At 44.9% G+C, this 13,074-nt stretch carries 12 protein-coding genes and 1 tRNA gene; 2 read left to right on the forward strand and 11 right to left on the reverse strand.

All coding sequences use genetic code 11. The features are described from left to right. Positions 1-18: 18 nt before the first annotated feature. Both Q4492_RS07670 and Q4492_RS07675 read right to left on the reverse strand, forming a co-directional pair. Positions 19-1,047: a putative 2-aminoethylphosphonate ABC transporter substrate-binding protein gene (locus tag Q4492_RS07670; protein WP_303416658.1), complete on the reverse strand. Its 1,029-nt coding sequence runs from the start codon at positions 1,045-1,047 to the stop codon at positions 19-21. A 243-nt stretch (positions 1,048-1,290) separates the two neighbouring features. Next, positions 1,291-2,010: a UTRA domain-containing protein gene (locus Q4492_RS07675; RefSeq protein WP_303416659.1), complete on the reverse strand. Its 720-nt coding sequence runs from the start codon at positions 2,008-2,010 to the stop codon at positions 1,291-1,293. A gap of 191 nt (positions 2,011-2,201) precedes the next feature. Between Q4492_RS07675 and Q4492_RS07680 the strand changes: the two genes are divergently transcribed. Next, the gene (locus Q4492_RS07680) at positions 2,202-3,581 is read left to right on the forward strand and encodes an aspartate aminotransferase family protein (protein WP_303416660.1); all 1,380 of its coding nucleotides are present in this window, start codon (positions 2,202-2,204) and stop codon (positions 3,579-3,581) included. Between the two features lie 140 nt (positions 3,582-3,721). Here Q4492_RS07680 and Q4492_RS07685 read toward each other — a convergent pair whose 3' ends face one another. The 7 genes from Q4492_RS07685 to Q4492_RS07715 form a co-directional block, all read right to left on the reverse strand. Next, positions 3,722-3,964 carry a hypothetical protein gene (locus Q4492_RS07685; protein WP_303416661.1) on the reverse strand — a complete coding sequence of 81 codons (243 nt, stop codon included), beginning with the start codon at positions 3,962-3,964 and terminating at the stop codon, positions 3,722-3,724. A gap of 177 nt (positions 3,965-4,141) precedes the next feature. Next, on the reverse strand, positions 4,142-4,672 hold the full coding sequence (locus tag Q4492_RS07690; RefSeq protein WP_303416662.1) for a DUF6515 family protein: 531 nt from the start codon (positions 4,670-4,672) through the stop codon (positions 4,142-4,144). Between the two features lie 265 nt (positions 4,673-4,937). Next, the gene (locus tag Q4492_RS07695) at positions 4,938-5,588 is read right to left on the reverse strand and encodes a peroxiredoxin (RefSeq protein WP_067866844.1); all 651 of its coding nucleotides are present in this window, start codon (positions 5,586-5,588) and stop codon (positions 4,938-4,940) included. 187 nt (positions 5,589-5,775) lie between these two features. Then, the gene (locus tag Q4492_RS07700; RefSeq protein WP_303416663.1) at positions 5,776-7,494 is read right to left on the reverse strand and encodes a SulP family inorganic anion transporter; all 1,719 of its coding nucleotides are present in this window, start codon (positions 7,492-7,494) and stop codon (positions 5,776-5,778) included. A 79-nt stretch (positions 7,495-7,573) separates the two neighbouring features. Then, positions 7,574-7,996, reverse strand: coding sequence for a TIGR01244 family sulfur transferase (locus Q4492_RS07705; RefSeq protein ID WP_067866840.1), 423 nt, complete (start codon positions 7,994-7,996; stop codon positions 7,574-7,576). Between the two features lie 13 nt (positions 7,997-8,009). Continuing rightward, the gene (locus Q4492_RS07710) at positions 8,010-8,900 is read right to left on the reverse strand and encodes an MBL fold metallo-hydrolase (RefSeq protein WP_303416664.1); all 891 of its coding nucleotides are present in this window, start codon (positions 8,898-8,900) and stop codon (positions 8,010-8,012) included. 112 nt (positions 8,901-9,012) lie between these two features. After that, positions 9,013-10,224, reverse strand: a complete 1,212-nt coding sequence (locus Q4492_RS07715) for a hypothetical protein (protein WP_303416665.1) — start codon at positions 10,222-10,224, stop codon at positions 9,013-9,015. Positions 10,225-10,457: 233 nt separating this feature from the next. Between Q4492_RS07715 and Q4492_RS07720 the strand changes: the two genes are divergently transcribed. Then, positions 10,458-11,018, forward strand: coding sequence for a rhodanese-like domain-containing protein (locus Q4492_RS07720; protein ID WP_303416666.1), 561 nt, complete (start codon positions 10,458-10,460; stop codon positions 11,016-11,018). A 195-nt stretch (positions 11,019-11,213) separates the two neighbouring features. Here Q4492_RS07720 and Q4492_RS07725 read toward each other — a convergent pair. Then, a tRNA-Ala gene (locus tag Q4492_RS07725) sits at positions 11,214-11,289 on the reverse strand. A 195-nt stretch (positions 11,290-11,484) separates the two neighbouring features. After that, positions 11,485-12,987, reverse strand: a complete 1,503-nt coding sequence (gltX, locus tag Q4492_RS07730) for a glutamate--tRNA ligase (protein WP_303416667.1) — start codon at positions 12,985-12,987, stop codon at positions 11,485-11,487. Positions 12,988-13,074 lie beyond the last annotated feature (87 nt).

Here is a 13,074-nt window from a genome sequence, read left to right on the forward strand (position 1 = left end):
ACTCGAATAAAAAAATACTTATTTTGGCTCAGATTTACCGTCGTAACGGTTTTGCCATTTAGCAAGAATTTCCTTACGGTTATTCGCAGCCCAAGCAAAGTTGTTATCAATCATCAAAGATTCAGCATCGGCAGGGAAATACTGTACAGGTTTAGCAACACCAGGCATTGCAACAACCGCAAAGCCCTTGTTGTACATCTGGTTAGCATCTTTAGATACAGCAAAATCTAGTAGTTTCTTCGCCGCTGAAAGATTTTTTGTACCTTTAATTATGGCGGCAGCTTCCATATCCCAACCTAGACCTTCTCGAGGGAAGACAAGATCAATTGGTGCACCTTTATTCTTCAATTTAGCGCCACGGAATGCGAAAGAAACACCGATTGGCGTTTCACCAGAAGCGGCTAATTTACAAGGTTTAGAGCCAGAATGCGTATAACGGCTGATGTTCTGGTGCAAGCCATCCATAAAAGACCAGCCTTTATCTTCACCAAAGATCTGCAACCAAGACGAAACATCTAAGAACCCTGTACCAGATGAGTTAGGGTTAGGCATGATGACATGGCCTTTATAAACAGGCTTAGTTAAATCTTCCCAAGATGTAGGTTTTGGTAGGTTATGCTTTTTAGCTTCAATAGTGTTAAAGCAGATAGAAGCCATCCACGCATTCATACCCACCCATGAAGGAACTTGGTCGGCATCACGGAACTTGCTTGATAGGTTTTCTACGCCTTGAGGCGCATAAGGGCTCAACATCGCTTGCCCTTTTAAAACTAATAAAGAGGTTGCTGCTAATCCCCAAACAGCATCCGCTTGTGGATTCTCTTTTTCAGCTAATAATTTTGCAGTCACAATACCTGTAGAATCGCGAACCCACTTAATTTTAATATCAGGGTATTGCTTGTTAAATTCAGAAGCATAACGTTTAAGGTCATCCGCTTCTAACGCCGTGTATACCGTCAATTCAGTAGCAGCTTGAACAGAACCTGTCAGAGCAACACCCGCAGTCATTAGCGCAATGCTAAGTTTGTTTACTAATTTCACCGTCATCTCCTTAACCCTATTAAATTTTCTGGTATATACCAGTTTGATTAGGGAATATAATAAACAAGGTTTTTGACGGTTTTATTACGTAATTATGTTTCTAGTAAACTTAAATGAGATTACCACGCTTCAATCGGCTAAGAGCCTTGAAATAACAGGGTATATGGCAAAAAAATAATTTGAAAATATTTATATAGATCACTTAATCTAAAGCGGATTAACTAAATTTACAGACAGACGGACAAACAATTAATGCGCACTAAGATTAACTTTCAATTGCAAAGCATCATGACGCCAATGCTCTACATCAAACTCAATAACATGGCCGTCCTGATCATAAGATAATCGTTGAATTTCAATAGAGGTATAACCTGCAGGTGCTTGCAACAACTCGGCCTCATACTCATCCAATGAACCTACAATAATATTTAGATCAACTTTGTCATAATCCGTTTGATACTCATCACGAACAACTCGACTTACTGAACGCTCCAATGGTTTATCAAAAACGCCTGGCAATATAGCTTCACGTAGATAGATACGCTCAAAATAAACCGGTCGGTTATTCGCTCCACGCAAACGGTGTAACTCAACTACAGGCTCTCCTAGATCGATCTTCATCGCCTCAGCTAAAAACGCATCGGCAACGATCTTACGTTTAAGAATTTCTCGGCTAAAAGGTATCTGTCCCTGCTCAGAGACATAATCCATAAAATAGATCGCACGACTTGGATCATAGTTGATACGTTCCGGTGTCACGAACCAACCCCGACGATTAGAACGATAAATAAGGCCTTGCGCCTCTAACTGTTTAAGCCCTTCACGGGTTGTTACTCGAGTGGTTTTTAAACGCTCACTAATTTCACGTTCAGATGGCAGTTTGTCATCCGGATTAAGGTCGCCCTTTTTTATACAGTTTCGCAGGTAAGTGACAACGGAAGCGCTTGAAACCGATTTACGGATGGTCATCGAACAGAAAATCCTTGTGTGTAGGCTAATGTGATCAAACCTAATAGAAGTGCCTAATGCTACCCCAAGTGCAGAAAAATCACATATGACAATTTTGCTAAGTTTTTATTAAAACTATCATACCCCATTGACAACTTAGGGTATAAAACTCTGTAATCACTCATCTGGTCTATACCAATATGAGATTAATAATGAGTAATAATAATCTACGCAAAGAGGGTGATATTAATCAGAGCACCCAACGTCAAATCTGGCAGCAGGACAATCTCGACTCTGCTGCACAAGCAATGCTAGAACAAGACAGTCGCTATTTCCTACATCAAGCGATGTCCACTCCCTGTCTTGCCCCGTTAGAAGCCGCTGAAGGAATCTATCTGCAAGATACACAGGGCAGAAAATATATGGACTTCCATGGTAATAACGTCCACCAAATCGGTTTTGGTCATCCCTATCTGATTAACAAACTAAAAGAGCAGTTAGATACTCTGCCCTTCTCCACCCGCCGTTATACCAACCAAACAGCGATAGATTGCGCACGTAAATTAGCCGCCTTAACACCTAGCGATCTAAACCGTGTGCTGTTTGCACCAGGTGGCACCTCAGTAGTCGGAATGGCGCTCAAACTAGCGCGTATCGTCAGTGGAAAACAGAAAGTTATCTCTCTCTGGGATTCTTTCCATGGCGCTTCTATGGATGCGATCTCTGTTGGCGGAACCCATTCCTTCAATAAAGGCTTAGGCCCACTCATGCCTGGAGTTGAGCATATACCACCACCGACAACTTATAGAGGAGTATTCACAAAAGAGGATGAGGACGACCTTGCTTATGCGGATTATCTTGAATACGTTTTACAGAATGATCCCGACATCGGTGTTTTTATTGCTGAAACGGTCCGTAATACTGATGCCCAATTCCCTAGTAAAGCCTATTGGAAGCGGGTACGGGAACTATGTGATCAATATGGTGTATTACTGATCTTAGATGAAATACCTATCGCTTTAGGACGTACTGGCTATATGTTCGCTTTTGAACATTATGAAATCGAACCGGATTTCCTCTGCCTTGGCAAAGGGCTTGGCGGCGGCATCGTGCCTTTTGCCGCAATGATTACTCGCGATAAGTTTAATATCGCTGAAGATGTATCCCTCGGCCATTATACCCACGAGAAAAGCCCGCTAGGCAGCGCTGCAGCACTTGCAACACTCGAAGTTATAGAGCGGGAAGACCTATTGTGTAAAACCCAAACCCACGGAAAATGGATGAAGAAACAGTTAGAGGATTTAAAAGACAAATATTCTCTTATTGGTGATATTCGGGGCCGTGGCTTATTGTGGGGAATCGATTTGGTCAAAGACCCTATAAGTAAAGAACGTGCCTGTGAAGAAGCAGAAGTGGTGATGTACACATGTTTAGAGTTGGGCCTATCGTTTAAAGTATCCCAAGGCAATGTATTGCAACTCTCACCGCCTCTCATCATTACCCAAGAGCAACTACAACAGTCACTATCTATATTAGATCAAGCACTTATGGCAGCAACAACACAGTTTAACTATGCATATATAAAGGAATAATAGCTAAGAGATAAAAACGACCAAACTTATTAAACATGACTGAAAAACAAGCTGACCAATGCCCAATTTTTAACTGAAGATGGCCCTTCATGTTGATTTATATTGAGGCATTGGCCAGATTTTAGATGCAGCTAAACAACCTATCTTTTGTGTTTTGGTCGCTCAGGCAATTCGGATTTACTTAAAATTCCATTACCATCCGCATCAAACTTATCGAAATCCTCCAAAAGAGGCCCTTTAACTTCATCTTTGCTCAATCCACCATCACCATTAACATCAAGCTCCTCAAAGGAAGGTGGCGCTGGACGATCACCCTTTGCCTGCACAGGTAAGACGGTCGAAGACATAATAACCGTCGCTAATAAAAGTACCGCTTTTTTCATGGTTAACCCTCTTTCTCTTTCGTATCACTAACTATTTAAGGAGCCTTAGACAGAACAACATTTTGTATAAGGCACTCATTTAAAAACTACTTTTCACTGAAAATTTGTTCTAAACCAAGCCCATCAAACCTTTACAGCTTTCCGTTGTACTTAAAGCCCTAATCCAATAATGGCGGCCTAATTCGCATGAATATCAACCACTACATAAACCGCTTTACCATTGACCTCAGAAGGCATAAAAAACTGTCCGTTCAACGTAAAATACTGCACCCCATTAACTAATTGTGCGTAAGCCCCATTAGGCAGGGTGTCTAAAACACTACCCAACTGATACCTAGCCGGCACTGATGTTTTTATCACCTCCACCACTTGGTATTCACGTACCGCTGGCACCCAACGATACAAAACACCTCCATGCCGGAAATAATCATGACCACCCCGCTTAACGACGACTGCGCCATTAGGTAAATGGCGCAAACTACCGGGTGGTTTTTCAACCACCACATAATGCTCACCCGCTTTACGGTAATACACCCCATCGGATAACCAATACTTAACCCCTTCAATAATCAGGTGAGCTGCCGTTGCAGGTAAAAAATCTACTGGCCCATGAGGTCGCGAATGATGGCCGCCGGGCGCAGCATTAACGCTCCCTGCATTTGCGATTAGAATCCCTACCACTACGAATCCAAAAAGCGCTTTTTTCATGCTGCTATCTCCTATTCAATTAATGAGGCTATAGTGACAGCTAGCTAGGTAAACTTGAGTTAGGAAAAAGTAAAGTTAAGTAAAATCAGGGCGGGACGGTAAAAAACCAACGGAGTTTGTATACCAAAAATAGAAGTTACCTTGTTTTAAAACAGGCTTAAATAAATTAAAACTGGGGACTGGGAGTACAGATACAAAAACGCCCTGTCGACAAGCCGAAACTGTGGACAAGGCGTATCATCCTGCAATGAGGATCAAACCCTCATTATGGCTGCTTAGTCGTACGCAGGTAAGGTAGTTTTATATCAACATCACCAAATTTTGCTTTCGCTTCGTCATCATTTAAAGACAAACCAACAATAACATCCTGCCCTACTTCCCAGTTAGCAGGCGTTGCGATAGGTGCTCCAGCGGTTGCTTGTAATGCATCCAACGCACGTAGAACCTCGGCAAAGTTACGGCCAACAGACATTGGGTAGGTCATCGACAGCTGCAGTTTTTTATCTGGGCTGAAGATAAATACTACACGTACACTAGCGGAATCTGCGGCAGTGCGGCCATCTGGCAAGTAAGCATCGGCCGGTAGCATATCCAGTGCCTTGGCAACCGCCATATCCTCGTCAGCAATAATTGGGAATTTTGCTGGCGCGCCTGAATATTTCTCTATATCTGACTTCCATTCAACATGCTCATCAACACCGTCAACAGACAGGCCAATCACTTTAGTACCACGCTTTTCCCACTCAGCCGCCAGCTGCGCGACTGCACCGAATTCAGTGGTACAAACAGGTGTGAAGTCTTTCGGGTGACTGAACAGGATAGCCCAGCTATCACCGATAAAATCATGCAGTTTGAAGTCGCCTAGATCGGTTTTCAAATCGAGGTTAGGTACGATGTCATTGATTCGAAGTGCCATCTTTCATTTCTCCAGTTATCTTACTTTCGTTGTGACAATTTAGTTTAGTGAGCATTGCTGCTCTTGCTTAATAACAGAATACTATAAGCTTATAACCAAATGAAATTTATACTAACAATAGGCTTCATAGTAGAAATTTATGGCATGATCGCCATCTATCCTTACAACCTCTCATCAAACGAGGTTTTTAATCTTTATCACCGCTCTTCAACCGCTGCCAAGCAGCAAACGTACTGATAAATATCTCACCGCTCAGATGCTCCGGAAACTCAACCCGCTCCAAACGATCCATAACCGGCCCTTTAACTTCGGCCAAGTGCAATTTAATTCCGGTATCCTTCAGGCGCGCATTGATCGATTCCAAACTATCCAATGCTGAAGCATCGATCAGATTGACCGCCTGACAACTGATCACTAAATGCTGAAGTTCTGGGTTTTGGCTAACCAGCGCCTGTATCTGATCCTCCAAATAACGGGCGTTGGCAAAATAGAGACTCTCATCCACCCGAATAATCAACAGATTAGGACTGGTTTCTACTACATGTCGCTCTATATTACGGAAATGCTCACTGTCAGCCACCCGTCCAACCACTGCGGTATGTGGACGACTTGTGCGATAAATATGTAGCGCTAGAGACAAACCAACCCCAGCGAGAATACCCGCTTCGACCCCTTGCAGTAGAGTAATCACAACCGTTAGCAACATCGCCGAGAAATCAGCTTTAGAATAGCGCCAAGTATGCTTAATAGCATGAATATCAATGAGCGACAGTACCGCAATAATAATTGTCGCCGCCAACGTGGCAATCGGTAACGTCTGCAATAAGGGCGTAAACCAAAGAATAACCACTAAAATGCCCAAGGCAGTAAATGCCCCAGCGGCGGGGGTTCGAGCACCCGCATCAAAATTTACCACCGAGCGAGAAAAACCACCCGTTACCGGCATACCCGTGCTGACCGCAGCGCCAAGATTGGCACAACCAAGGCCAATTAACTCCTGATCTGGATCGATACGTTCACGACGCTTTGCCGCCAACGTCTGCCCCACTGACACCGACTCCACAAAACCAACAATACTAATCAGCAAAGCACCAACCCACAGTTGCTGCCAAAGGCCGACATCCGTAGACGGCATCGCTAAAGGCGGTAAGCCTGCAGGCACTTCACCGACAACGGCAACCCCCTGCTCGACTAAACCAAACTGAGCGGCTATCCAAGTCGTTACCACAACCGCCAAAATAGGGGCCAAGCGGCCTACACTACCAGTGATTGATCGACTGAAACCCAACCGAGCCAGAAGCTTACCCAGCCAGCGTCTAGTGGCATAAAGAAAGAGTAAAGTTCCACTACCCATCAACAGCGTTGCCAAATTCAATTGTGGCAACGCTTGAATCAAAGCCATCAGCAGTTCGGGCAGATTGTGGCCACTCACCGAAACGCCCAATATATGTTTGAGCTGGCTAAGAGAGATAATCACCGCAGAAGCCGTGATAAAACCAGAAATAACCGGATGACTTAGAAAGTTGGCCAAAAAACCCAGACGAAATAGCCCCATCAACGTCAGCATAATACCGGAGATAAATGTAAGCAGGATAACCGTTGCTAGATAAGCCTCACCGTCGGGAGAAACAATATTACCGGCCGTGGTCACCGTCATCAGCGCAATTACCGCAACAGGGCCAACCGATAACGCACTACTTGTGCCCAACACCGCATAAATCAATAACGGGGCGATACTGGCATAAAGCCCTACTTCAGGTGGCAATCCCGCCAGCATGGCATAAGCCAATGACTGAGGGACAAGCATCACGGTTACAATCACAGCCGCCATCAGATCCTGATTAAAAATCGCCAAGCGGTAATTTGGCAACCATGTCAAAATCGGGAGATATTTTTTAATATTCACTGCCCACCTATTCCCTTAACGCCCTATTCTCTTAACCTCTAACGCACTTTACTCCCTATTCAAGGCCTAGTCTCAGAGGTCAGCATTGAATAAAGCTATCCTTCTCTGCATGTAAATCATGACCCGCAGCATGGGCGGCCTTCAACAACTGCCCTAAATCACAGCTTTCCTGCTGCACTTGATTGTGAACCCAAAGAGATACCGCGCGGCGACCACTGCGGCAAAAACCCAAAATAGGCGTCGGCAACCTATCAATTGCGGCACCAAAGGCCTCAATCGCTTCCGTTGTATATTCACCCGGTGTCACAGGAATCTCGACCCATTCAATTCCCGCCGCTTCTGCTGCTTGGCGTAGCAGGGAGTCGTCGATATGGTCGTCCGCTTCACCTGGCTGGCGATGACAGATAATCGCGCGAAAGCCAAGGGTTTTCAGCTCTTCAATATCACTGGGATAGATCGCATGGCTGATAGAAAAGCCCGGTTCTAGTTCTTTAATATCCATAAATTCCTCGATGTTATTTAAACAGATTAATGGGCACTTTTAGGTACACTTGGCCATTGTCTTCTGCTGGCGGCATCTCACCCGCTCGCATATTGACCTGAACCGATGGCAGAATTAGCCTAGGCATTTCCAACGTATCATCACGCTCAGTGCGCATACGTACAAACTCATCTTCCGTAATACCTTCATGGACGTGCACGTTGTGCTGACGCTGTTCCAAAACACTAGTTTCATGGCAATACTCGTCTCTATTCGGCGCCTTATAATCATGGCAAAGAAAGATTCGAGTTTCATTGGGTAAGCTGAGCACCTTCTTGATCGAACGAAACAAGGTACGTGCATCACCACCGGGAAAATCACAACGAGCCGTTCCATAATCAGGCATAAACAACGTATCACCCACAAACGCAGCATTACCGATCACATAAGTTAAACAGGCCGGAGTATGCCCTGGCGTATGCAACACATAGCCTTCAAGGTTGCCAATATTAAAACGATCACCTTCCTCAAATAGATGATCAAACTGACTGCCATCACGAGCAAATTCACTACCGGCATTGAATGCTTTACCAAAAGTATCCTGTACCACTGTAATGAAAGCACCAATACCTGTCTTACCACCTAAGGCTTGATGTAAATAAGGTGCTGCCGACAGATGATCAGCATGAACATGGGTTTCAAGAATCCACTCAACCGACAGATCGTTATCACGCACATAAGCAATGATCTCATCCGCCGAGCGCACATCGGTAGAACCACTGGCATAATCAAAATCCAACACCGAATCAATAATGGCACAAGCATTAGAGTCAGGATCCCGTACTACATAACTAAAAGTATTCGTTGGCTCATCAAAAAAGGCTTTCACCTGAGGCACACACGGGGAAGTTTGGACTTCACTCATGGTATATCTCCTGCTCACAAATATTAGATATATCTAATATTAAATAAAATTGCGTCGCTTGTCTTCTTCACGCCGTTTAAATTTAACTATGACCTTAATAGCCACAGTGTATTTACTCCATTAACGCAATCTCAACAGGTTTGTGTAGCAACAAACGATGACTCAAACGTAGTAATGCCCCTAGCGTTAAAAACTGAACCACCGCAAGCCCTGCAATCCCCAACCAGTAAACCACGCCAAACGCAGTGACTATACCCCCTTGTACCCACACCAAGTGCCACCAGAACATACCCATCACAAACAGAGCTACACCGGGACAGATCAGGCCAAAACTAACGGGATTACGCTGGTCACCGATAAGATGATCAGTCAAATAACCATTAAGCTGCATCACACGATACCCCAGCAGCATAATGCCCAGCTGCAACATAAAAATGGCTGTCAAAACAACAAACAACCTGCCCTGCTCAACAGGAGTTGCAAAGTGATGGCTCAAGCCATGTTGCATCCTCACCCATTCAATCCCAAGCAACGTCATAATCGGGATCAGCATCCAAATACTAGGCGTAGCCTGTTTTTGTAAACCATACTGCAACATCGCTTGCAGGCCCGATATTAAAATCAATACACCGGAGACCACGGCGATTACCAAAAACAGAATCGATAAGGTTGCTGCCAACGCCGCCACAAATGCTAAGTGCGACATAGCCGCCGGTGCGGCAAAACCAACAGACAACATAGAAAAGGTAAAAACAGCCATCAATGGAGAGAGATGATTGTGTTCTTCATGGCGATACCCACCGCTAACAAGCATCCGGCTCAAATAACGGCCATAGAGTTTGAGTGACCAAACGCCTATAGCAGTAAACGCCAACAAAGCGAAAGGAAAAAGGTATTCCACAATAGACCATAAACCGGGCACACAGAGCGCACCTAGTGCAAAACAAACATTAACAGTCATCGCAAATGTCAGCGGCTGGGCCATCAACTGCACTTCGCTGGGAGAACCCAATAATCGCTGGTAGGCTTCTGTACTGCGTGCCGCACTATATTCACGAATATTCCAGATCAGCAGCGTAAAGTGCAACAAAGCCAGCAACAACATAAAAAGGGTCGCCAAAATAGCCAGTGGGCGGACTCCTGTAGATAGCGGCGTAGTACCGCTCAACAAAGCTGACAGATGCTGCCAAGTCGGCATAGGAAAACCCTGATGAGGTACCAACCACATTAAATACATAAAAAATGAGATAGAAAGTCCACCAGCACCCAGTGCTGCCAACCAATAGCTGGGATGCCAAGGCTGCTCAGGGTCTCGTCTTAACATCAGTAATCTCCTTATCTTTGATAATTATAAAGTGAAGGATTGCAGTCGACTAACAAGCTTAGAGCTAAATCATATTCTCAGCAAAAGCAGACTGAAAAGTTACAACCCTATTGTAATAACCTATTTTATATTAGAAAATACTAATATAAAATAGGTTATTACATTATATTTATCTTAATACCAGCAGATAGCGGTAACCCTACCGATTTAGTTTTTAAAAGAGAGGACATCCGATGAAGAAATATCTAACCCCACTATTCCTTAGTGTAGTAATGACGCTACCACTAAGCACGGCCCAGGCAAGCGATATTAGCGGTATCACTCCCAAGGCGACCTATGACCTAGTACAACAAAAACCGGATGAGGTGCTGTTTATTGATGTGCGTGACCCGATTGAAATCATGTTTATTGGCTTTACCGATGAGGTGGATCTAAATATCCCCTACCTAATGGTAGATCGTAGCCAATGGGATGCTAAGAAAAACCGCTTTCGCCTTTACCAAAATCCAGATTTCGCCACTCAAGTTGAACAAGCCCTGCTTGAACGCGGCTTAGACAAACAAGCGACCGTTATCACTATGTGTCGCTCTGGTAGTGAACGAGGCCTACCAAGCGCAGAATTTCTACGCAAACACGGTTTCCCTAATGCAACCTACATGATTAACGGCTTCCAAGGTGACAGCGCTAAAGCAGGCGAAAAAACCGGCTTCCGTATCCAAAACGGCTGGCAGAACTCTGGCCTACCTTGGGGTAGCAAGCCAAACCCAGAAAAAATCTACCGCATAGATCGTTAAGCATACTGATACGGGGCCACTAGGCCCCGTATCTAATAGACTGCTATTAATACACAGAAGAGTTCCTCTGCCATCTATTGGCATAGAAAGAAACTTCTGCGTATGACTGGATAGTATAAAAACAAAAAAAACCAGCAATGACGCTGGTTTCAGGACAGTCTTGGATGGATTAAGACGTAGATTATTAAAACAAGATGGTGGAGCCTAGGAGGATCGAACTCCTGACCTGTTCGCTGCCAGCGAACCGCTCTCCCAGCTGAGCTAAGGCCCCATATTGAGTGGGCGTTATAGTAATGAGGGGTGTTTGGCCTGTCAAGCAAATTGAAGGGGTGAAATTCAATTAGTTCAATACCTTACCCGAGGTGGCTTTATTCAGAGCTTTCGGCCAGACACCCGTGCCGACGTAAAGGATGGCCGCCTACAACCTAGCTGCTTGTAGGCGCCGGCCTTTATCTCTGTAAAACCTTTAGCCTTCGATCTGGCTGCTTAGGTCTCTGTACTCTTTTTCCCAACGCTTGGCTTCTTTCTTAGAGGGGCCACCCAGTACGTTCACCCCATGACGTAAACGGGCGCGGGTCATATCTGGGCCTAGAATTGCCATAGAGTCCATTACCGATACGGTTTGGTTTGTACCTGCAATCGCTATAAATAGCGGGAATAGGAAGTCACGGATCTTAAAGCCCATTGCATCAGCCAACTGTTTTAGTTGGCTGAATAGACGGTCTTTATCCCACTGGCTTTCAGTATCTAATAGCCAAACTGCATATTGCAGCATACGGCGGATGTCGTCTTTTTCGAGGGACTTATGTTCAAAATCCCCTTCGCTAATATCTAACATGCCCGCTAGGAAGAAACTCGCTAAAGGCGCAACGTCGGACAGGGTTTCAACCCGCTGTTGAATCAAAGGAACGATCTGCATCAGGTATTCAGGGTTGAGTGCCCACTCCTGATATTTGGCAGCAAATTGCTCGGTAGTTAGATCTTCACGTAACCATAGGCCGTTTAACCAGCTCAGCTTGGTCTGGTCAAAGATTGGGCCGCCTAAAGATACTCGTTGAATATCAAAATTATCGAACATCGCCTGACGCGTAAATTTCTCGCTTTCATCCGGCATTGACCAACCCATACGTGCTAAATAGTTCAGCAAGGCTTCTGGCAAAAAGCCCATACGTTGGTAATACAGAATACTGGTTGGGTTTTTACGTTTAGATAGTTTTGACTTATCAGGGTTACGCAGCAATGGCATATGACAAAGCTTAGGCATATCCCAACCAAAATATTGGTAAAGCAGCTGATGTTTAGGTGCTGAGTTGATCCACTCTTCACCACGGATAACATGGGTGATCTCCATCAGGTGATCATCAACCACGTTCGCTAAATGATAGGTTGGCATCCCATCGGATTTAAGTAGGATCTGCGCATCGACCATGCCCCACTCTAGTTCGATCGGGCCACGTAGCATATCCTCAACAACACACACACCTTCGCCTTCAGGTACACACATACGCACAACATAAGGAGCACCTGCCGCTTTACGCTTTGCCACCTCCTCTTCAGGTAGTGCAAGGTCGCTCTGTTTTAGCGCCGTATGGCCACCCGCAGCACGACGTGCGGTACGTAATTCATCTAGCTCTTCACCGGTGCGGTAGCAGAGAAAGGCTTTGCCTTCATCAACCAGCTGCATCGCATATTTTACATAACTGTCTTTACGCTCGCTTTGACGATAGGGACCGTGTGGGCCACCTACATCGGGACCTTCATCCCACTCCAAACCTAACCAGCGTAGAGAATCAAGAATCTTCTGTTCTGACTCATCCGTGCTACGCGTTTGATCGGTATCTTCAATACGCAAGATGAACTGACCGCCATGCTGACGGGCAAAAGCTAAGTTAAACAGCGCAATATAGGCGGTGCCTACATGGGGGTCACCTGTTGGAGAAGGTGCAACACGAGTACGAACAGTCGTCATTGGTGTCCTTGGAGTCGATAAATTTAAAGAAATTTTATGGGAGGGAATTATATACTTAGCGGCCCATTATGAGCCACTAAGAAATGT

Origin of the sequence: Neptuniibacter sp. 1_MG-2023 (assembly GCF_030547185.1) — a bacterium.
Lineage (GTDB): Bacteria > Pseudomonadota > Gammaproteobacteria > Pseudomonadales > Balneatricaceae > Neptuniibacter.

Coding starts and splice junctions, on each gene's coding strand:
- Q4492_RS07715 (WP_303416665.1), bottom strand. CDS start 10,224: ATGTTAAGACGAGACCCTGAGCAGCCTTGGCATCCCAGCTATTGGTTG.
- Q4492_RS07680 (WP_303416660.1), top strand. CDS start 2,202: ATGAGTAATAATAATCTACGCAAAGAGGGTGATATTAATCAGAGCACC.
- Q4492_RS07695 (WP_067866844.1), bottom strand. CDS start 5,588: ATGGCACTTCGAATCAATGACATCGTACCTAACCTCGATTTGAAAACC.
- Q4492_RS07720 (WP_303416666.1), top strand. CDS start 10,458: ATGAAGAAATATCTAACCCCACTATTCCTTAGTGTAGTAATGACGCTA.
- gltX (WP_303416667.1), bottom strand. CDS start 12,987: ATGACGACTGTTCGTACTCGTGTTGCACCTTCTCCAACAGGTGACCCC.
- Q4492_RS07670 (WP_303416658.1), bottom strand. CDS start 1,047: ATGACGGTGAAATTAGTAAACAAACTTAGCATTGCGCTAATGACTGCG.
- Q4492_RS07675 (WP_303416659.1), bottom strand. CDS start 2,010: ATGACCATCCGTAAATCGGTTTCAAGCGCTTCCGTTGTCACTTACCTG.
- Q4492_RS07705 (WP_067866840.1), bottom strand. CDS start 7,996: ATGGATATTAAAGAACTAGAACCGGGCTTTTCTATCAGCCATGCGATC.
- Q4492_RS07690 (WP_303416662.1), bottom strand. CDS start 4,672: ATGAAAAAAGCGCTTTTTGGATTCGTAGTGGTAGGGATTCTAATCGCA.
- Q4492_RS07710 (WP_303416664.1), bottom strand. CDS start 8,900: ATGAGTGAAGTCCAAACTTCCCCGTGTGTGCCTCAGGTGAAAGCCTTT.
- Q4492_RS07685 (WP_303416661.1), bottom strand. CDS start 3,964: ATGAAAAAAGCGGTACTTTTATTAGCGACGGTTATTATGTCTTCGACC.